Here is an 18,455-nt window from a genome sequence, read left to right as displayed (position 1 = left end):
CGTGCGTCCTCACTTGTCCAGAATTGACGTCAGGGCGCGGCGCAGGTCCGCTGCCGGATCGCTGCCTATCGCGTCCGCGCGCCAGCCGACATGCTGGTCCGGGCGTACCAGCAGGACGCCGCTGTCGCGCACTTCGCGGGCGCGCGCCCAGTCGCCGGAAAAGTCCTGCCAGGGCTGGCGCGGCCCGATCAGATGGCCAGCAATGTCGATGCCGAGTTCCTTGCCGACCGCCTTGGCCGCGTCGAGCCAGCCCTGGCCGCCAATGCCGGTCAGCACGGTAAACTTGCCATGGCCGGTCAAGTCGAGCGTGGAGACCTTGTCGCCGCGCTCTGAATGCACCCAGACATGCGGCAGCCGGGCGCCCGGCCAGGAGGTCGGCTGGTAGTGCAGCTCGGCATCCCTGGTGAAGGCCGGTTCCTTCTGACCGTCGGCGACGATGGCCTTCGACTTGTAGCGCTGGTTCATCTCGACGCCATGGGCGTCGAACTCATAGACCTTTGAGGCGATCGTCTCGCGGATTTTTGCTCGCTGCGCCTCGGCTCCCGGCGTGTCGTCGCAGCGGGCATCCATGTTCGATTGCATCTTCACCGGGTCGATGGAATCGAGCAGGCCGAGCGCCTTGAAGATCGGGCCGAATTCCTCGATCGACTTGTTGGCGCGGGTGACGATCTGCCTGGCGACCGGCGCGCGCTCCTGCGAATAGCTGTCGAGGAGTTTCGGGCCGGCCTTGCCCTTGATGACATAGGCGAGCTTCCAGGCGAGGTTGAAGCCGTCCTGGATCGAGGTGTTGGAACCGAGCCCGTTCGACGGCGGGTGGCGATGGATGGCGTCGCCCATGCAGAACACGCGGCCCTTGGAGGTTTGCGTGGCGTACATGTTGTTGACGGTCCAGGTCGATACCGACTGGATGTCGATCTCCAGCTCGGGGTCGCCGACGAGATCGCGCGCCACCTTCCTGGCGAAGGCGTCGTCGACCTTGGGCGCCGGCTGGTTGATGTCGTAGCCCCAGACGATCAGCCACTCGTTCCACGGCCGGATCATGCGCACCAGGCCCATGCCGATGCCGCCGACATCGGCGCCCGGCTGCACCACCCAGTAGAGCACCGACGGTCGGTGGGCGACGTATTTCGACAGGTCGGCCTTGAACAGGATGTTCATCGAGCCGCCGACGCCCATCTTGCCTTCGAAGGGCAGACCGGCATGCTCGGCGACCAGCGAATTGCCACCATCGGCGCCGACCAGATATTTCGAGCGGATGGTGATGTCCTTGCCGGTCAGCCGGTCGCGGCAGGTTGTGGTGACGCCGTCGCCGTCCTGTACGTGGGAAAGGTACTCAGTCGACATCCGCGATTGCGTGCCGCGCGAACAGGCGGTCTTGAACAGCAGAGGCTCCATGAAGGTCTGCGGCAAGTCGTTCATGTGCGAGGGCGAGGACAGAAGATGTTCGGCGCGGGAAAGCGGATGCTTGCCCCAGCTGCGCATGCGACCGATCTCCTCGCCGGCGAGCGAGGTGCAGAACACGTTTTCGCCCATCAGATCCTGTTCGGTGGCGTGCATGTAGGCTTCCGCCTCGACGTCCTTGCCGAGGTCGCGCAGCACTTCCATCGTGCGCTGGTTGGTGATGTGGGCGCGCGGCGTCGCGGCCAGCCAGCGATAGCGGTTGATGACCATATTCTCGACGCCGTAGGTCGAAAGCAGCGCTGCGGTCGCCGAGCCCGCGGGCCCGGTGCCGATGGTCAGCACGTCGGTGGTGATGTCAGCCATGCGGCCCTCCCTTTTTGCTTGATGGTACAGGTCCGCCGGTCAGCCGGCGACGGACGGGGAAAAGCTGGATACCGGTGCGCTCGGCAAACAGGCCCCACAGGCCCCGCGGCGCAAACAGCATGATGGCGATGCCGATCAGCCCGAGCACCAGGAGATACCAGGAGCCGTAATCGGCAAGCAGATTCTGCAGGATGTAGAAGACGATGACGCCGACGATCGGGCCCTCGATGGTGCCGATGCCGCCGATGACGACGATGAAGATGACATAGGCGGTCCAGTCGACGACGGAGAAGGCGGCGTCCGGCGAGATGCGGGCCTTCTGCACATAGATCAGCGCACCGGCCAGCCCGGCGCCGAAGGCAGCAGCCAGATAGACCAGTGTCTTCATGCGCCGCGCGTCGACGCCGACCGAGCGTGCCGCCTCCTGGTTGTCGCGCACGGCGGCGAGCCCCAGCCCCTGCTTCGAGCGCAGCAGGCGGTAGACGAGGCCAATCGTGGCGATGGCCAAGAGCAGCGCCAGCCAGTAGGTCAGGATGTCGCCGGCTTCAGACGATTTGACGCCGAACAGTTCGCCGACCAGCTTCAGCGCCGGCATGTCGCGGGTCGCCTCGCGCGGCAGCGAGGTGCCGGTGCCGCCGCCCAGCATCTTCCATTGCGCCAGCACCAGCCGCACCACTTCGGCGATGACCCAGCTGCCAATGGCGAAATAGGCGCCCTGCAAGCGAAACAGGAAGAAGGCGGTCGGGATGGCGAGCAGGGCGCTGGCGATGCCGGCAAGCAGGATCGCGGCCAGCGGGTCGAGCCCGCCAAGGATCACCAAGGCGAACATGGCGTAGGCGCCGAAGCCGACAAAGGCCTGCTGGCCGACCGAGACCAGCCCGGCATAGCCGGCCAAGAGGTTCCAGTTCTGCGCCAGCACCAGCATGGTGAGGATGAAGAACAGGTCTTGCAGCACGCTGCGCGAGACGAAGAGAGGCGCGGTGAAGGCGAGCAGGATGACGAGTGCGGCGACGATGGCGAAGGTCGCCGATGCCTTGGTTCGGGTTTCGACTTTCCAGGGTGTCGTGGAGATGTCTGTCATGGACGCGGTCGCGTTCTGTCGCGCCCCCCTCTGTCCTGCCGGACATCTCCCCCACACGGGGGGAGATTGGCCATCATCGCCGCTTTCGCCAATCGCAGGCGTAGCAGAAGAGGCGCCGAGGCCGGTGCCAGCCGATCTCCCCCCTCGTGGGGGAGATGGCCGGCAGGCCAGAGGGGGGCGCCGTAGAGTTCGACCATGGCAGTTAATCCACCGCGCGCGGAAACAGCCCGCGCGGCCTGACCAGCAGCACCACCAGGAAGGCCAGGTGTCCGGCCAGGATCTGCCATTCCGGATTGATCGCGGCGCCAAAGGTCTGCGCGACGCCGATGACGATGCCGCCGGCGAGCGTTCCCCACAGCGAGCCGAGGCCGCCGATGATGACCGCCTCGAAGGCGTAGATCAGCCGCGCCGGTCCGATGGTCGGATCGAAGTTTGCACGGGTGCCGAGGTAGAGCGCGGCGATCGTCACCACCACCATGGCGATGCCTGTCGCGGTGGCAAAAATCCGCTTCGGCTGGATGCCCATCAGTCCGGCGGTGACCGGGTCGTCCGAGGTGGCGCGAAAGGCGCGGCCGAGCGATGTGCGGTAGAACAGCTGGTTGAGGCCGACGATCACCGCGATGGCGGAGGCCAAGGTCAGCAGCGGCATGACACCGACATTGATCGGCCCAAGCGCCAGCGATGCGGATTCCAGCCCGCCGACCGAGATGCGCCGGCTGTCGGCGGAAAAGCCTTCGAGCAGCCCATTCTGGATGACGATCGACAGGCCGAAAGTGACCAGCAGCGGCGGCAGTATATCGGCGCCCAACGTGCGGTTGAGCAGGAAGAATTGCAGCGCCCAGCCGACGGCGAACATCAGCGGCATCGCGACCAGCGCCGCGACGAACGGGTTGAGGCCAAGCGCGGTAACCAGCATCAGGATCAGGAAGGCGGCAAGCACGATGAGGTCGCCATGCGCCAGATTGACCAGCCGCATGATGCCGAAGACGAGGCTCAGGCCTGCCGCGAACAGGGCATAGAGGCCGCCGAGAAGGATGCCCTGGATGATGGTGTCGAGCACGCTGGTCATGGGCGCCACCCCGATGGCTGGTTGGCAGCGTCGCGTTCCCGCCCACCCCCCTCTGGCCTGCCGGGTCCGGCAGGCCAGAGGGGGGTGGCTGGGCGCGACCTGAGCAGATTCTCTCGCATCGCCATCCCTCAATGCCCGAAATACGCGGCGTGAATCGTCTCACGAGTCAAATCCGATGGCACCCCAGACAGCGTGATGCGGCCTTCCATCATGCAATAGACGCGATCACTGACCCTCAGCGCCTGGCCGATGTCCTGCTCGACCATGACAATCGAGGCGCCTGCGGCGAGGATGCGCGGAAAGGCGGCGTAGATATCCCTGATGACGACAGGCGCCAGGCCAAGGCTGATCTCGTCGCACAGAAGCACGCGCGGGTTGGACATCAGCGCGCGGCCGATCGCCACCATCTGCTGCTGGCCGCCGGACAGCGCCGTGCCCGGATTGGTGCGCCGTTCCTTCAGGATCGGGAACAGTTGGTAGACGGTTTCGAGGCTCCAGTGCCCGGCAACGGCGCGACAGTAGCGGCCGATCAGCAGGTTCTCCTCGACGCTGAGCGACGGGAACAGCTTCCGCCCTTCGGGCACCATGGCGATGCCGCGGGCGACGATGTCGGGAGCCGGCAAGGTACCGATCTTCTCGCCATCGAACAGCACCGCGTCCGGCTGGTTGGGCAATATGCCCGAGATGGAGCGCATCAGGGTCGTCTTGCCGGCGCCATTGGCGCCGATGATGGCGATGGTCTCGCCCTCATCCAGCGCGATGTCGACGCCAAACAGCGCCTGGAAATCGCCATAGCGAGCGGTCAGGCCCTTTGTCTCGAGCAGTGCCATCAGACTTCGATCCCGAGATAGATTTCGCGGACCTCGCGCGATGCCATGACGGCGTCGGGCGCGCCCATGCCGATGACCTTGCCGAAATTGAGCACCAGCAGCCGCTCGACCACGGAGTTCAGCGCATGCAGCACATGCTCGATCCAGATGATCGACATGCCGCCTCTGTGGATGGCGCGGATGGTGTCGACCAGCATGCCGCATTCGCCCTCGGTCAGGCCGCCGGCGATTTCGTCCAGCAGCAGCAGCCTGGGTTCGGTCGCCAGGGCGCGGGCGAGCTCCAGCCGCTTGCGCTGCAGCAGGCTCAAGCCGCCGGCCGGGTGGTTGGCGCGGTCGATCAGTTCGGTCTCGACCAGGATTTCGGCGCAGCGGTCGCCGACCTCGGCTTCCGTCTTGCAAGCCCCGAAGGCGCCGGCGACCAGCAGGTTTTCGAACACGGTCAGTTTCTCGAACGGTTGCGGGATCTGGAACGAGCGTCCGACGCCGGCAAAGCAACGCTGCATCGGCGGCAGCCGTGTCACGTCCCGGCCATCGAAGACGATGGTGCCGGCGTCGACGGCGATGTTGCCGGTGATCAAGTTGAACAATGTCGATTTGCCGGCGCCGTTCGGGCCGATGATGCCAAGCGCCTCGCCTTGCCGCAGCTCGAACGACACCGCGTCGGCGACGGTCAGGGCGCCGAAGCGTTTCGAGACGTTGGAGAGCGCAAGGATGGGCATGGCTAGCAAGCCTGTGGTCCCTTCTCCCTGTTTACGGGGAGAAGGTGGCCCGAAGGGCCGGATGAGGGGCTGCGCGGACTTCTGCGAGGCTGGCTCCGCCCCTCATCTGCCTGCCGGCATCTTCTCCCCGTGAACGGGGAGAAGGGCGCTGTCGGTTCCGCCGCGCTCATCCGATGGCTTCCATCTTGCCGCCGGTCGGGATGTTCGGCGCGGTCTTGTTGTCGGTGATGACGAGATCGTAGCCGCCGCTGTCCTTCAGCCGCCACTGGCCACCGACCAGCGGCGTCTTGGCGATGTTCTTGGCGGCGAAGGGCGGCAGCTTGGCGCCGTCCCAGGCGATCGGCCCGACCAGCGTGTCGAGCTTCGTCGCGGCGATTGCCGCCGCCACCTTGTCGCCGTTGCCGGCTTCGCCGGCTCGCTTCATGACATCGACGGCGATCTCGAACAGCGCGTGGACAAAGCCGATCGGCTGCGTCCATTGCCGGCCCGTGGCCTTGGTGAAGCCCTCGGCGACCTGCGCCGAGCTTTCGCCGGTCAGCGAGGATTTGAACGGGTGGTTGGGCGTCCACCAGACTTCCGACGACAGATTGTGGCCGGATTTGCCGAGTGCCTCGACCGATTGCGGAAACAGCAGCGCCTTGCCGATCGACGCCACCTTGGGGGTGAAACCCTGCTGCTTGGCCTGGTTCCAGAAGGTGGTGAAGTCGGGCGGGATCATCACGCCGGTGATGATTTCGCATGATGCAGCCTTGAAGGCGTTGATCTGCGCCGAGAAATCGTCGGTCAGGTTCTGGTAGCGGCCGGTGTCGGTCAGCCCGTAGCCGCCCTTGGCCAGCACCGGCGGGAAGCCGACCGTGCCGTCGCCCCAGGCGTTGCCGTCGCCGTCATTGGGGAACAGGCCGCCGACCTTCTTGTTGGTCTCGACCTGCGCCCACATGTTGGTGAACACGGCAATGACGTCCTCCAGCCCCCAGAAGAAATGATAGGCGTAGTTGAACGGCTTCCACGAGGCCGGGTCGCCGGGATTGCCTTGCTGGCCGATGAACCAGGGCTGCCATGGCGCCACCGTCGACAGGCAGGGTACTTCTTCCGCCTCGCAGGTGGTGGCGACCGGGTTGGTGGTCTCCGGCGTCGAGGCGACAAGCATCAGATTGACCTTGTCGTTGACGATCAGCTCCTTGGCGACTTCCGCCGCCCGGTTGGGGTTGGACTGGCTGTCCTTGACCACCACCTGGTAGTTGAGGCCGGCGGCCTTGGTGGCGGCCAGGAATCCGTCGATGATGAACTTGTCGGCCTCGGCGAAAGCCGCCAGTGGGCCCGATTGCGGGCTGACATAGCCGAGCTTGATCGGCGCGTTCTGGGCGATGGCCGGCATGGCGAGACCCGATGTGCCGGCAAGCAGGCCGGTGGCGGCGGTGTTGCGGATGAATTCGCGTCTGGTGATCATTGTTGTTCCTCCCTTTGTTGCCGTCAGTGCTGTGGACGTCTTCCCTCCCACGCGTCCTGCAACAGGGCGCGGATCGCGGCGCGGTCGAAAGGCCGCGGATTCCAGTATGGATTTTTGGTCGCGAGTTCGGCGGCACGGTCGAGATCGGTCTGCTTGAGGCCGAGTTCTTTCAGGGTCAGTGGCGCGCCGACTGACTTGGCGAAATCGTGGAGGCCACCACCGGCGCTGCCACCGAAAATGTCGACAACCGGCTTGAGCAATTCGGGCACGGCGACGGCGTTGAAGGCGATCGTGTGCGGCAGCATCACCGCGTGGGTCTCGGCATGCGGCATGTCGAAGGAGCCGCCCAGCGTGTGGCAGATCTTGTGGTGCAGCGCCATGCCGACAGTGCCGAGCACTGTGCCGCACAGCCATGCGCCATAGAGCGCATCGCCGCGTGCGGCGAGATTTTTCGGCTCCTCGATCAAAACGGGAAGCGCCTGTTTCAGGGCGCGGAGCCCCTCGGCGGCCATCAGCGTCGAGACCGGGTTGCGGTCCTGCGCATAAAGCGCTTCCGCGGCATGCGCCATGGCATTGAGACCAGAGGTGATGCTCATCGCCACCGGCAGTCCAACGGTCAGTTCCGGATCGTAGATCACAACTTCCGGCAGGATCTTTGCATCGCGCACGGTGGTTTTCACGCCGGTCTCGGTCTGGCCAAGGATCGGCGTCACTTCCGAGCCGGCATAGGTGGTCGGGATGACGATCTGCGGCAGGTCGGTGCGATAGGCAATCGCCTTGCCCAGGCCGGTGGTCGAGCCGCCGCCGAGGGCGACGACACAGTCGGCATTGACATCACGCACCTTGGCCAGCGCTGTCTCGGTCACCTCGACCGGCGTGTGCATGGCCGCACCGGCAAAAGTGCCAACCGCCAGCGCCCCGAGCTTTTTCGCCAGCGCCTCGCCATCGCCCGCCTGGTGCGGCGTCGACAGCACAAGCGCGCGTCTGCAGCCGAGCCTTTCGATCCACACTGCGACCTGCGAAGAAGAGCCGTTGCCGAAGACGATATGCGCCGGGCTGCCGGAATAGGTGAATTGCCTCGTCATGCCGCCCGGCTCCCCTTGCGCGCCATCGCCATGACGAAGCTGAAGTCGAGCGACCAGCGGTCGCCATCGCTCAAGCGCTTGAAGTCGCCGACCAGTTCCGACTTGACGCCGAACAGCGCGTCCTCGTCGAGGCGCGGGTCGCCGCGATCGAACACTTGCGTGGTCAGCGTCTCGAAATTGTCGGCGCGGATGAGAAAATGCAGATGTGCCGGCCGGCTCAACGGGTAATTTAGCCGGCCAAGCATCTGGCCGACCGGCCCGTCATCCGGCACGCCGTAGCCGGCGGGCTTGACAGTACGGTAGTGGAAGCGGCCGTCACTATCGGTGGTGAAGACGCCGCGCAGATTGAATTCCGGCTGCAAGTCGGGCTGCTGGTTCTCGTAAAAACCTTGTGCGTTCGCTTGCCAGGTTTCGACCATCGCGCCTGCTATCGGCGTGCCGTCGAGATCGGTGACCCGCCCCGACACGGTGAGTGGCGCACCGACGCCATCGAGCGAAATGTCGGCGCCGAGCGGCAGTCTTGGCGCATCAGTGCGATAGAACGGGCCGCGTCCCGTGTTGGGCGTGGCGCCGTTCGGGCGGCGGGAGTTGATGTCCTCGACCAGCGCGGTGACGCCGAGCAGGTCCGACAGCAGCACCCATTCCTGCCTCTTGTCGTCGCTGGCGTGACCGATTTCGGTGAGGAAGGCGATCGCCTGGCGCCATTCCGCCGCTGTCGGGCGGGTTTCCCTGACGATCTGGTGGAGATGATCGACGACGGTGGCGAGGAATCGCGGCAACGGCCCGGCGTTGGCCTTCAACAGGCGCTGGGCGACCATCTCGGCGGAGTTGGCCTCGTTGAACGACGGTGTGCCGGCCTGTGACATGCTCCTCCCCGGTTTCATCTCACCAAGGAATATTAGCGCAGGCCGGGCACAAGGATGATGATTTCTGCTCGATTTAATATACCATATTGGTATGAAGCTCGACGAAAGGCATCTCATCCAGCTGGCGGCCGTGGTGCAGGCCGGCGGCGTCACCGAGGGCGCCGCACTCGTCGGCCTGTCGCAGCCCGCCGTCTCGCGGACGCTGTCGATGCTGGAGAAACGGCTGGGCGAGCCGCTGTTCCTCAGGGGGCGCCGGCCGTTGCAGCCGACGCCGCTTGGCCGGGCGCTCGCCGATCATGGCCAGGTGATGCTGGCGGCGTCGCGGAAAGCGTCCGACATCGTCGCCAATTTCAGCCAGGGCCGTTCCGGCGTAGTGCGGGTCGGCGGCACGCCATTCTTCATGGACGCGCTGATCTCCGGCATGATCGCTGATTTCCAGAACGCCTATCCGGATGTGCGCGTTGACCAGAGCTATGGCTATCTCGCGGACCTGCGCGCGGCCATCAACGCCGACCGCATCGACCTTGCCGTCTGCCCGATCGACATTCTCGAAGAAGGGTCGGGCATGGAGTTCCGCGAGATCCTGCCAGGGCGCAATGTCGTCGCTTGCCGCGCCACGCATCCTTTGCTGCTGCGGCGCAAGCTCAGGACAAGCGACCTGCTCGACTATCCCTGGATCGCGCCGCCGCCCGGCAGTCCGCTGCTGGACGATCTGCGCAGCCTGCTTCTGTCACTCGGCGCCACGGAGATAAAGATCCGCTATTCCGGCGGCTCGCTGACCAGCGCCGTCAATTACATGAAGGAAACCGACGCGCTGACCGTGCTGCCGCACAGCGTGGTCTTTGCCTTTCGCAAGGACAAGGCGATCACGGCGCTGCCGGTGGCGATCCCGCATCCCGAGCGCGCCCTCGGGCTGCTGCGGCTCGTCGATACGCCGCGCGCACCGGCCGTCGACGCCTTCGCCAAGCACATCCGGCTGGGTTTCGACAATCTCAAACACCTGATCAAGCGCCACGAGCAAGCGGTGGTCTGGGGTGCGTAATTTCTCGACGCAGGGGTTTAATGTTGTTGGAAGATCGCCTCCCCAACTTCGTCATCCTAGGGTCTGCGCTGCGTCGCTTCGCTCCTTGCTCCGCCCTAGGATGACGAAGCGATGGGCGTTTTCGCCAATCGCCAAGGCATGCCATCCGTCAACGCACGCACTTCCGCCCCGGCAAACTTCAGCGCCTGGAAGAACCTATCGAACCCGCGCATCGATGATCTCGACGAAGCGCGCGAACAGGCCGGCCTGCGACTTGATCTTCAGCTTGCGGTAGATGTTGCGGCGATGAACCTTTACGGTTCCCGGCACGATGCGCATGGCTCTCGCGATCGATTCCGTCGAATGCCCCTGCAGCACCAGGTCGACGACATGCTTTTCGCGGGGCGTCAGCGACAGGCTCTGCCAGATATGGGCGCGATCGAACTCGTTGACCGGCGCTACCGTTTCGTCCGGCTTTGCCTCGGCCGGTTCGTCGGTCGGAAGGGCGGGCCAGCGCAGCCTGGCGAAGCTGATCACCGCCGGCGCCATGTCGCGCAGCAATCTGGCATCGGCGGTTCCGAAAGGGCCCGACGCGCGCAGTCGCATCAGCGACAGCACCAGCGCATCCTTGCCCGGCAGCGGCACGAAGAAGCCGACCTCCTCGGCCAGTCTGGTCTGGCTGTAATAGGAGCGAAAATATTCGCTGGCGTAGAACCGGTCCGGCGCGAGTTCGCGCATGCGCCAAAACCCTTCCTTGCGCTCGACCGCCGCGTGATGGAACGGGTCGAGCAGATAGGGCCCCTCCTGATAGAGCGCGACGAAGACATGGCTCTCAGTCGGCGAGAAGGTCTCGAACAGCAGCGGTGGGCGTGAAGCGCCGCGATAGCCGAAAATCACGCAGTGATCGAAGCTGACATGCTGGCGCAGCCAGTCGACCATCGCCTTGCCGAAGAGGTCGCCGCCCGTCTCCCGGGTCGCCGCGATGAGCGCGGCAAGCTGGCTGTATTCGTCGCTGCGGGACAATCCATACCCCTTTAAACGAGAAAATAGATCAGATATACCACCTGCGAGGTATATACTAGTCGCCATTGGCTCTGGTAGCGTCCTGGAATTGCCCTGTCGCTGGAGCCAGCAGCCTTGACCGCAGTGCCCGACATCGAGTTTCGCGGCGTCACCAAGCGCTATGGCGCAGTGACCGCGGTCAGCGGCATCGATCTTTCAGTCCCGCCCTCCGCCTTTGTCGCCCTGCTGGGACCATCCGGCTGCGGCAAGACGACCTGCCTGCGCATGATCGGCGGCTTCGAACAGCCGAGCGAAGGCCAGGTGTTCATTCGCGGCCAGGACATGGCCGGCACGCCGCCCTACCGGCGGCCGGTCAACATGGTGTTCCAGCAATACGCGCTGTTTCCGCATCTCGATGTCGAGGACAACGTCGCCTACGGGCTGCGCCAGGCGCGGCCACGTCTGTCGTCGCGTGAGATCGCTTTGAGGGCAGGCGAGGCGCTCGCCATGGTGCGGCTCGCCGGCTATGGCCGCCGCAAGATCCACGAACTGTCCGGCGGCCAGCAGCAGCGCGTCGCTCTCGCCCGCGCCCTGGTCAACAAGCCGGCCGTGCTGTTGCTCGACGAGCCGCTGGCGGCACTCGACAAGAAGCTGCGCACCGACATGCAGATCGAGCTGCAGAACCTGCAGCGCGAGATCGGCATCACCTTCGTGCTGGTCACCCACGACCAGGAGGAAGCGCTGTCGATGAGCGATTTCGTCTGCGTCATGAATGGCGGCCGCATCGTCCAGCTCGGACAGCCAAGCGAGATCTACGACGAGCCGGCCGACCTGTTCGTCGCCGATTTCGTCGGCAAGACCAATCTCTTGAGCGGCACCGTCGCCGGGCATTCGGGCGAGCTGGTGGACATAGCGCTGGCCGACGGCACCGTCATTGCGGCACGCAAGCGGACCGCCTTGCAGCAGGGCGAGGTTGTTTCGGTCAGCCTGCGTCCTGAATCGCTCAGTCTCGGCGCTCCGGAGAGCAGCCGGTTCAAGGGCATTGTCCGCAACCGGATTTTCCTGGGCTCGACCGCGGAATACGCGATCGAGGTCCAGGGCATCGGAACGCTGCTCGCCAAGGCCGATCACCTGATCGGTCACGGCAATCTCTTCAAGCCGGGTGAACCCGTCGCCATCGGCTTTGCCGCCGGAACGCCGCTGGCGTTTCCGGACCCCAAGAACAACGGGACCAACCAGAGGGTAAACAAACATGTCGAAATCATATCGTGATGGACTGCCGACAAGCCCTGAGAACTTTGTCGACCAGCTGATGCGCCTCAAGCGCGGCTCGATCGGCCGCCGCGACTTTCTCGGCCTCACCGGCCTTGGCATCGCAACGGCGGTGATGGCGCGCGAGATCGGCATCATGCCGACGCCGGCCTTTGCCGCCGAAAACCTCGGCGACCGCATGTCGATCGCCACCTGGCCGAACTATCATGACCCGGCGACGTTCGAGAATTTCAAGAAGGATACGGGCGTCGCCGTCGAGGTCAACGTGTTCGGCTCCAACGAGGAGATGCTGGCCAAGCTGCAGGCCGGCGCCTCCGGCTGGAGCCTTTTCGTGCCGACCAATTATACGATCTCGACCTACAAGAAGCTCGGCATCATCGAGCCGCTGGAGATGGCGAAGCTGCCGAATTTCGACGGCTCGCAGGAAGACCCGCGCTTCACCTCGGAAGGCACGATCGACAAGGTGATTTATGCCGTGCCGAAGAACTGGGGCACCACCGGCTTTGCCGTCAACACCAAGAAGCTGACCAAGCCGATGACGAGGTGGAAGGAGTTCTGGGACACCGCCATGGCCGAGGGTGACGGCCGCACCATGGTGCATGATTATCAGCTGACCACGATCGGCAATGCGCTGAAATATTACGGCTACTCCTTCAACTCGCTGAAACAGGACGAACTCGCCAAGGCCGAGGAATTGCTGCTGAAGGTCAAGCCGCATCTGTTCGCGGTCTCCTCCGACTACCAGCCGGGGATGCGCGCCGGTGACGCCTGGATGACCATGTGCTGGACCAATGACGGTGCGCAGCTGCATCGCGACATTCCCGAGATCGCCTATGTGCTGGGCAAGGAAGGCGGCGAGATCTGGACCGACTTCTACGCCATCCCGAAGGACGCGCCGAACAAGCCCGCCGGCTATGCCTTGCTCAACTACCTGATGAACCCGCAGGTCGCGGTCAAGGAACACCTGGCCAATGGCGCGCCGTCGACCGATGCACGGGTCAACAAGCTGCTGCCCAAGGAGGTGCTCGACAACCCGATCCTCTATCCGGCGGCCGACCTTTTGACGCCGCTTGAATTCGGCGCAGCGGCAACGCTGACCGATCCCGGCCGAGCCGAACTGATGGCCCGGTTCAAGTCGGCCTGAGCGGCCGGTCTGACGCGGACAATTGACCGGCGGGCGTTTGTCCGCCGGCACCGGGGCGGTTTCAATGCGCGGCAATAAATTTCGTCACAATCTCCTGACCGCCTTGCTGCTTGGTCCGGCGGCCGCGTGGCTGGTGGTCTTCCTGGTGCTGCCGTTCATTGCCATCGCTGTGTTCAGCGTCGGCGAGCGGGCGCCGGAAGGCGGCTACCAGGCGGCCTTCACCTTGGCGCAATATGCCAATCTTCCGGCGCGGGCGACCGCCTTCTGGAACACGATGGTGCTGGCGCCGGTGGGGGCGCTGGCCTGTCTTCTCGTCGCCTATCCGGTTGCCTACTACCTCGCCCTGCGCGCGCCGCAGCGCTGGCGGCTGATCCTGCTTGCGCTCGTCGTCATTCCGTTCTGGACCAGTCTTCTGATGCGGACTTATGCCTGGATGTATGTGCTGGGCGGTCGCGGCATTCCGGCCCTGCTCGCCGCTATCGGCTTCGAGGATGTCAGGCTGATCAACACGCCGGGCGCGGTCCTGCTCGGCATTGTCTATGGCTATCTGCCGCTGATGATCCTGCCGATCTATGTCAGCCTCGAGCGGCTCGACCGCCGGCTGCTGGAAGCCTCCGCCGATCTCGGCGCGACACCGCTTTCCACCTTCCTGGGGGTGACGCTGAAACTGTCGCTGCCGGGCGTGATGACCGGCTTCTCGCTGGTGATGATCCTGCTGCTCGGAGAATATCTGATCCCGACGCTGCTCGGCGGCGGCAAGGTGTTCTTCATCGGCAATGCGCTGGTCGACCTGTTCCTGCAGTCGCGCAACTGGCCGTTCGGGTCGGCCATCGCGATCACGCTGGTGCTGGTCTCGGTGGTGGTGCTGATTGCCGCCAACCGCATTTCGACCCGGGTTTCGGGCGCCCGCCGGGTGGATCTGATCTGATGCGCGCCTTCGTGATTGCCGTCTTCGTCTTCCTCTATCTGCCGATCGCGCTGGTGGTGCTGTTCTCCTTCAACGCCGGCCACCATGCGAGCGAGTTCACCGGCTTCTCGGTGCAATGGTACGGCAAGGCGCTGGCGAACCCGTTCCTGGTCGAAGCGCTGAAGAACAGCCTGTTCATCGCCACAACCAGCGCGCTGCTGGCGGCGCTGTGCGGCACCGCGGCCGCGCTAGGCCTGGCGCGTGTGAGCGTTCGGACCCGAGCGGTTTTCGATGCGCTCCTGGGTGCCGCGATCGTCGTTCCGGGCGTCGTCATCGGCATCTCGACGCTGGTCGCGCTCGTCCAGTTGTTCGCCGTCGTCAACCCGTTCCTCGCCTCGATCTGGCCCGACGACCAGCCGCCGCGCCTGTCGCTCGGCTATGGGTCGATCATCGCGGCGCACGGCCTTTTCTCAATGGCGCTGGTGACGATGATCGTCGGCACGCGTCTCGGCAGCCTCGACCGCAATCTGGTCGAAGCCTCGAGCGATCTCTACGCCACGCCGCTGACGACGTTCCGCAGCATCGTGCTGCCGCAGATCATGCCGGCGGTGGTTGCCGGATTCCTGCTCGCCTTCACCTTCTCGTTCGACGATTTCATCGTCGCCTTCTTCGTCGCCGGCGCGCAGACGACGCTGCCGATCTATGTCTTCGCGTCGATCCGGCGTGGCGTGACGCCGGAAATCAATGCCATCGCGACGATCGTGCTCGTCGCCTCCATCCTGCTTGTGGTGCTTGCCCAATGGCAGCTGCGCCAACGCAAGCCGTCAAACTGAAAGTCATAATCATGATCCTCCAAGACCGCATCGCCGTGGTGACGGGCGCCGGCTCCGGCATCGGCCGCGCCGGCGCCATGATCATGGCCAGGGAAGGCGCGGTGGTCGTCATCGCCGACAGGGACCAGGCCAGCGGCGAGACAACGGCATGCAACATCCGCGCGGCGGGCGGGCAGGCCGAGGCGATCGCCACCGATGTCGCGGATGACGCGGCGGTCGAGCAACTCATTGCCGGCACGCTCGACAGGCACGGGCGTATCGACATCCTGCACAATCACGCCGGCATCCAGGTCGGCGGCACGCTGACCGAAGTCGAAGTCGGTGGCATGGATGCCTCTTGGCGGGTCAATGTGCGGGCGCAGTTCCTGGCGGCCAGGCTGGTCATGCCGTCGATGGTTGCACAGGGCGGCGGCGTCATCCTCAACACCGCCTCCAATTCGGGCGTGTTCTACGACCGCGAGATGATCGCCTATGCCACCTCCAAACATGCCGTCGTGGCGATGACGCGGCAGATGTCGCTCGACTATGCCCGGCACAATGTCCGCGTCAACGCGCTCTGCCCGGGCTGGGTCGACACGCCATTCAACGAACCGTTCATCGCCCAGATGGGCGGCCGCGAGGCGATCGAAAACTATGTCCGCACCAAGATCCCGATGGGGCGCTGGGCCAGCGCCGAAGAGATCGCCGAGGCAATCCTGTTCCTGGTTTCCGACCGCTCATCCTTCATGACCGGCCAGGCGTTGGTGATCGACGGCGGCGAAAGCATCGGTTGAGGCGAGTCGTCTCTGTGCTTCAGACATGCTTGCGGCCGCCGGTTTCGCGGAACCAGCTGTCGGGGTAGGGATACCACCATTCCTGGATCGCCGGTTTGTGGTCGATGATGACCATCTTCGAGCGGCGGAAGGCGTCCAGCCCCTGACGTCCAAGCTCGCGGCCGAGGCCCGAAGCCTTCCAGCCGCCGAAGGGCAGGGCGTCATTGTCGATCAACGGATTGTTGACCCAGACCATGCCGGCCTCGAGCCTCTCGGCCGCCTCATGCGCTTCGGCGAGGTCGGTGGTGAACACCGAGGCGCCGAGCCCGAACGGGCTGTCATTGGCAAGCCGGATCGCCTCGTCGAAATCCTTGACGCGGCAGATCGCGGCGACCGGGCCAAAGCACTCTTCGCGCACGATGGCCATGTCAGGCGTGACGCCGGTGAGGATCGTCGGTTCATAGAACCAGCCGATGGTGTGCGCCGGTGGAATGCGCCCGCCGGTGACGGCTCTGGCGCCGTGCGCGATGGCATCGTCCACCAGGCGCATGACCTTGGCCCGTGCGCCTTCGCTGACCAGCGGGCCGATCTCGGTCTTATCGAGCCCGTTGCCGATGCGCATCGCGCGCGTCCTTTGCGCAAACAGTTCGACGAAGCGGTCATACACGGCGTCGACGACAAAGAAGCGCTCGGCCGAGGTGCAGACCTGGCCGGTGAGATGGAACGCAGCGGTGACGCTGCCGGCTGCGGCGATGTCGAGCGGGGCGTGTTCGCTGATGATCAGCGGATCGCTGCCGCCGGCCTCGATGACGCACGGCTTCATGCGTTCGGCGCAGGCCACCGCCACCGCCTTGCCGGCGGCGACCGAGCCGGTGAAGGCGACGGCATGGGTGCGCTTCGAGGCGATCAGCGCTTGCGCTGTGGCCGCCCCACCGGGCAGGCACGAGACCAGCCCTTCCGGCAAGGAGCGGAACACGGTCATGTAGTCTGATGTCGACAGCGTCGTCGCCTCGGCCGGCTTGATGATGCAGGCATTGCCGGCGGCAAGCGAGGCGGCGACAGTCCAGCACATCAGCAGGATCGGAAAGTTGTAAGGCATGATGTGCACCGACACGCCATAGGGCTCGTAGCGCGCATATTGGAACGAACCGGCCTGTGTCGTGCCGGCGATCTTGCCGGCATCGTCGCGCGCCATCTCGGCGTAGTAGCGGAAGATCGGCGCGCAATTGGCGATCTCGCCGATGGCTTCCGGATAGGGCTTGCCCATCTCGCGCACCATCAGCTCGGCGCAGCGCGTGAAGTCGGCCGCCTCTATGGCGTTGGCGACCGCATGCAGATGTTTTGCCCGGCTCTTGGCGTCGAGCTTTTTCCAGCCGGCCTGCGCCTTGGTGGCGGCGGTCAGCACGGCGCCGATCTCACTGTCACTTGCTGCGGCGATCGCGCCGACCGTTTCCAGCGTCGCCGGATCGATCACCGGTTTCGTCGCGCCGGCCATCGGCCGGTAGTCCGGATTGACGAAGAACGCCGGCCGGTCAGGGGAGAAATGCATGGACATCCTCTCAGATCCGCTCAGCGGATCATGTAGACCTTCTTGATCGTCTCATGGACGGTGCAGACGCCTTTCCAGTCCTGCGGAAAAAAGGCCGCCGTGTCCGGCTCGATTTCGATGACTTCGCCGGATTCATGCACATAGGTGCAGCGTCCTTCGAGGAAGTGGCAGAACTCGTCGCGGGTTACGTGGCAGTGCCATTTGCCTGGCGTGCAAACCCACAGGCCGCATTCCGAGCGGCCTTCCGGCCCCTTGTGCAGCAGCTTGCCCGAGGTGCGGGATTGCCCCTCGATCATCGTCGGGATGACGCCCCAGTCGACGAGGTCGGTGATGCTGAGCGGGGATTTCATGATCGGCGTGGTCATATCGATTTCCTCGGAATGGGTGCTCACCGGCACATGAAGGCCTTGGTCAGCGTTTCGGTGATGATGGAGATGCCGGTCCAGCCGGCAGGGAAGAACACCAGCGTGCTGGCCTCGACCGGAGTCTGCTCGCCGTTCTCATGGACATAGCTGCCGCGCCCCGCCAGGAAATGGCAGAACTCGTCGGCCTGGAAGGTGACTTTTCGCGTGCCCGATGTGCACGACCAGAGTCCGCATTCGCTCGATCCATCGGGGTTCTGCGACAGGATCTTGCCGGATGCATGCGGCGCGCCGGCAAGCGTGTTGCTGCCCGCGCCCCAATCCTCCAAGTTCACGGTCGAGGCGTTCGGCCAGTGCGGTGTCGGCATGTCTTCAAACTCCGTGGGTCAGGCCAGCATGTAGACGTTGCGCATCGTCTCATGCACGGTGCATTCGCCGGCCCAGCCGGCCGGGAACATCACCACGGTCCCGGCAGAGACTTCTATCACTTCGCCGACATCCGACCGGTAGGTCGCGCGGCCGGTGACGAAATGGCACAACTCGTCACGCGGGATCGCCAGGCGCCAGCGCCCGGGCGTGCAGACCCAGATGCCGGATTCCGGCTGGTTGTTCGGCCCCTTGTGCACCAGCCTGCCGGTGGAATGCGAGGCGCCGTCCAGCGCATCCGGCTGGGCGCCCCAGTCGACGAGGTCGGTGCGGGTCGAGGCCTGGTGGAGATGTGGTGCGGAGGAGGTCATGCGGAGGCTCCTCTG

General features: G+C 64.9%; 19 protein-coding genes. 6 read left to right on the top strand and 13 right to left on the bottom strand.

The features are described 5' to 3' along the window. Positions 1-9: 9 nt before the first annotated feature. From BPNPMPFG_RS20905 to BPNPMPFG_RS20870, 8 genes are all read right to left on the bottom strand, one after another. Entirely contained in the window at positions 10-1,764 is a 1,755-nt protein-coding gene (locus tag BPNPMPFG_RS20905; protein ID WP_258590571.1) for an FAD-dependent oxidoreductase, read from the bottom strand. Beyond that, a complete protein-coding gene (locus BPNPMPFG_RS20900) occupies positions 1,757-2,845 on the bottom strand; it encodes a branched-chain amino acid ABC transporter permease (RefSeq protein ID WP_258590570.1) in 1,089 nt (362 codons plus the stop codon). Before BPNPMPFG_RS20900 ends, BPNPMPFG_RS20905 begins: the two co-directional genes overlap by 8 nt. A 202-nt stretch (positions 2,846-3,047) precedes the next feature. Beyond that, positions 3,048-3,914 carry a branched-chain amino acid ABC transporter permease gene (locus BPNPMPFG_RS20895; RefSeq protein ID WP_258590569.1) on the bottom strand — a complete coding sequence of 289 codons (867 nt, stop codon included), beginning with the start codon at positions 3,912-3,914 and terminating at the stop codon, positions 3,048-3,050. 128 nt (positions 3,915-4,042) lie between these two features. Continuing rightward, complete coding sequence (locus tag BPNPMPFG_RS20890; RefSeq protein ID WP_258590568.1) at positions 4,043-4,744, bottom strand: ABC transporter ATP-binding protein; 702 nt, start codon at positions 4,742-4,744, stop codon at positions 4,043-4,045. Continuing rightward, on the bottom strand, positions 4,744-5,463 hold the full coding sequence (locus tag BPNPMPFG_RS20885) for an ABC transporter ATP-binding protein (RefSeq protein ID WP_258590567.1): 720 nt from the start codon (positions 5,461-5,463) through the stop codon (positions 4,744-4,746). The genes BPNPMPFG_RS20890 and BPNPMPFG_RS20885 overlap by 1 nt, the downstream gene beginning before the upstream one ends. A 166-nt stretch (positions 5,464-5,629) precedes the next feature. Beyond that, the gene (locus tag BPNPMPFG_RS20880; RefSeq protein WP_258590566.1) at positions 5,630-6,910 is read right to left on the bottom strand and encodes an ABC transporter substrate-binding protein; all 1,281 of its coding nucleotides are present in this window, start codon (positions 6,908-6,910) and stop codon (positions 5,630-5,632) included. A 23-nt stretch (positions 6,911-6,933) separates the two neighbouring features. Beyond that, positions 6,934-7,995: a maleylacetate reductase gene (locus BPNPMPFG_RS20875; protein WP_258590565.1), complete on the bottom strand. Its 1,062-nt coding sequence runs from the start codon at positions 7,993-7,995 to the stop codon at positions 6,934-6,936. Further along, positions 7,992-8,861 (bottom strand): dioxygenase family protein, encoded by an 870-nt coding sequence (locus tag BPNPMPFG_RS20870; RefSeq protein ID WP_258590564.1) that lies wholly within the window; start codon positions 8,859-8,861, stop codon positions 7,992-7,994. Before BPNPMPFG_RS20870 ends, BPNPMPFG_RS20875 begins: the two co-directional genes overlap by 4 nt. 91 nt (positions 8,862-8,952) lie before the next feature. On the opposite strand from BPNPMPFG_RS20870, the gene BPNPMPFG_RS20865 reads away from it, so the two are divergent. Next, entirely contained in the window at positions 8,953-9,903 is a 951-nt protein-coding gene (locus tag BPNPMPFG_RS20865; RefSeq protein ID WP_258590563.1) for a LysR family transcriptional regulator, read from the top strand. A 195-nt stretch (positions 9,904-10,098) separates the two neighbouring features. On the opposite strand, the gene BPNPMPFG_RS20860 is transcribed toward BPNPMPFG_RS20865, so the two are convergent. After that, positions 10,099-10,905 carry a helix-turn-helix transcriptional regulator gene (locus BPNPMPFG_RS20860; protein ID WP_258590562.1) on the bottom strand — a complete coding sequence of 269 codons (807 nt, stop codon included), beginning with the start codon at positions 10,903-10,905 and terminating at the stop codon, positions 10,099-10,101. A gap of 114 nt (positions 10,906-11,019) precedes the next feature. Between BPNPMPFG_RS20860 and BPNPMPFG_RS20855 the strand changes: the two genes are divergently transcribed. The 5 genes from BPNPMPFG_RS20855 to BPNPMPFG_RS20835 all read left to right on the top strand — a co-directional run bounded on the left by BPNPMPFG_RS20855 (position 11,020) and on the right by BPNPMPFG_RS20835 (position 15,813). After that, positions 11,020-12,156 (top strand): ABC transporter ATP-binding protein, encoded by a 1,137-nt coding sequence (locus BPNPMPFG_RS20855; protein ID WP_258590561.1) that lies wholly within the window; start codon positions 11,020-11,022, stop codon positions 12,154-12,156. Next, the gene (locus BPNPMPFG_RS20850; RefSeq protein ID WP_258590560.1) at positions 12,137-13,300 is read left to right on the top strand and encodes an ABC transporter substrate-binding protein; all 1,164 of its coding nucleotides are present in this window, start codon (positions 12,137-12,139) and stop codon (positions 13,298-13,300) included. Before BPNPMPFG_RS20855 ends, BPNPMPFG_RS20850 begins: the two co-directional genes overlap by 20 nt. A gap of 64 nt (positions 13,301-13,364) precedes the next feature. Further along, positions 13,365-14,228 (top strand): ABC transporter permease, encoded by an 864-nt coding sequence (locus tag BPNPMPFG_RS20845; RefSeq protein ID WP_258590559.1) that lies wholly within the window; start codon positions 13,365-13,367, stop codon positions 14,226-14,228. Further along, positions 14,228-15,040: an ABC transporter permease gene (locus BPNPMPFG_RS20840; protein ID WP_258590558.1), complete on the top strand. Its 813-nt coding sequence runs from the start codon at positions 14,228-14,230 to the stop codon at positions 15,038-15,040. The genes BPNPMPFG_RS20845 and BPNPMPFG_RS20840 overlap by 1 nt, the downstream gene beginning before the upstream one ends. Positions 15,041-15,051: 11 nt before the next feature. Continuing rightward, on the top strand, positions 15,052-15,813 hold the full coding sequence (locus BPNPMPFG_RS20835) for an SDR family NAD(P)-dependent oxidoreductase (protein WP_258590557.1): 762 nt from the start codon (positions 15,052-15,054) through the stop codon (positions 15,811-15,813). 19 nt (positions 15,814-15,832) lie between these two features. Here BPNPMPFG_RS20835 and BPNPMPFG_RS20830 read toward each other — a convergent pair whose 3' ends face one another. The 4 genes from BPNPMPFG_RS20830 to BPNPMPFG_RS20815 are packed head-to-tail and all read right to left on the bottom strand — an operon-like array spanning position 15,833 to position 18,440. Beyond that, positions 15,833-17,341, bottom strand: a complete 1,509-nt coding sequence (locus tag BPNPMPFG_RS20830; protein ID WP_258590556.1) for an aldehyde dehydrogenase family protein — start codon at positions 17,339-17,341, stop codon at positions 15,833-15,835. A 20-nt stretch (positions 17,342-17,361) separates the two neighbouring features. Then, positions 17,362-17,706 (bottom strand): cupin domain-containing protein, encoded by a 345-nt coding sequence (locus BPNPMPFG_RS20825; RefSeq protein WP_258590555.1) that lies wholly within the window; start codon positions 17,704-17,706, stop codon positions 17,362-17,364. A 23-nt stretch (positions 17,707-17,729) separates the two neighbouring features. After that, the gene (locus BPNPMPFG_RS20820; RefSeq protein WP_258590554.1) at positions 17,730-18,071 is read right to left on the bottom strand and encodes a cupin domain-containing protein; all 342 of its coding nucleotides are present in this window, start codon (positions 18,069-18,071) and stop codon (positions 17,730-17,732) included. An 18-nt stretch (positions 18,072-18,089) separates the two neighbouring features. Beyond that, positions 18,090-18,440 carry a cupin domain-containing protein gene (locus BPNPMPFG_RS20815; RefSeq protein ID WP_258590553.1) on the bottom strand — a complete coding sequence of 117 codons (351 nt, stop codon included), beginning with the start codon at positions 18,438-18,440 and terminating at the stop codon, positions 18,090-18,092. Positions 18,441-18,455 lie beyond the last annotated feature (15 nt).

It is taken from the genome of Mesorhizobium sp. AR07 (assembly GCF_024746815.1).
Lineage (GTDB): Bacteria > Pseudomonadota > Alphaproteobacteria > Rhizobiales > Rhizobiaceae > Mesorhizobium.
This window is presented reverse-complemented; position numbering and strand designations above follow the sequence as displayed.

Coding starts and splice junctions, on each gene's coding strand:
- BPNPMPFG_RS20850 (WP_258590560.1), top strand. CDS start 12,137: ATGTCGAAATCATATCGTGATGGACTGCCGACAAGCCCTGAGAACTTT.
- BPNPMPFG_RS20815 (WP_258590553.1), bottom strand. CDS start 18,440: ATGACCTCCTCCGCACCACATCTCCACCAGGCCTCGACCCGCACCGAC.
- BPNPMPFG_RS20865 (WP_258590563.1), top strand. CDS start 8,953: ATGAAGCTCGACGAAAGGCATCTCATCCAGCTGGCGGCCGTGGTGCAG.
- BPNPMPFG_RS20890 (WP_258590568.1), bottom strand. CDS start 4,744: ATGGCACTGCTCGAGACAAAGGGCCTGACCGCTCGCTATGGCGATTTC.
- BPNPMPFG_RS20840 (WP_258590558.1), top strand. CDS start 14,228: ATGCGCGCCTTCGTGATTGCCGTCTTCGTCTTCCTCTATCTGCCGATC.
- BPNPMPFG_RS20880 (WP_258590566.1), bottom strand. CDS start 6,910: ATGATCACCAGACGCGAATTCATCCGCAACACCGCCGCCACCGGCCTG.
- BPNPMPFG_RS20820 (WP_258590554.1), bottom strand. CDS start 18,071: ATGCCGACACCGCACTGGCCGAACGCCTCGACCGTGAACTTGGAGGAT.
- BPNPMPFG_RS20845 (WP_258590559.1), top strand. CDS start 13,365: ATGCGCGGCAATAAATTTCGTCACAATCTCCTGACCGCCTTGCTGCTT.
- BPNPMPFG_RS20905 (WP_258590571.1), bottom strand. CDS start 1,764: ATGGCTGACATCACCACCGACGTGCTGACCATCGGCACCGGGCCCGCG.
- BPNPMPFG_RS20835 (WP_258590557.1), top strand. CDS start 15,052: ATGATCCTCCAAGACCGCATCGCCGTGGTGACGGGCGCCGGCTCCGGC.
- BPNPMPFG_RS20885 (WP_258590567.1), bottom strand. CDS start 5,463: ATGCCCATCCTTGCGCTCTCCAACGTCTCGAAACGCTTCGGCGCCCTG.
- BPNPMPFG_RS20825 (WP_258590555.1), bottom strand. CDS start 17,706: ATGACCACGCCGATCATGAAATCCCCGCTCAGCATCACCGACCTCGTC.
- BPNPMPFG_RS20830 (WP_258590556.1), bottom strand. CDS start 17,341: ATGCATTTCTCCCCTGACCGGCCGGCGTTCTTCGTCAATCCGGACTAC.
- BPNPMPFG_RS20870 (WP_258590564.1), bottom strand. CDS start 8,861: ATGTCACAGGCCGGCACACCGTCGTTCAACGAGGCCAACTCCGCCGAG.
- BPNPMPFG_RS20895 (WP_258590569.1), bottom strand. CDS start 3,914: ATGACCAGCGTGCTCGACACCATCATCCAGGGCATCCTTCTCGGCGGC.
- BPNPMPFG_RS20900 (WP_258590570.1), bottom strand. CDS start 2,845: ATGACAGACATCTCCACGACACCCTGGAAAGTCGAAACCCGAACCAAG.
- BPNPMPFG_RS20875 (WP_258590565.1), bottom strand. CDS start 7,995: ATGACGAGGCAATTCACCTATTCCGGCAGCCCGGCGCATATCGTCTTC.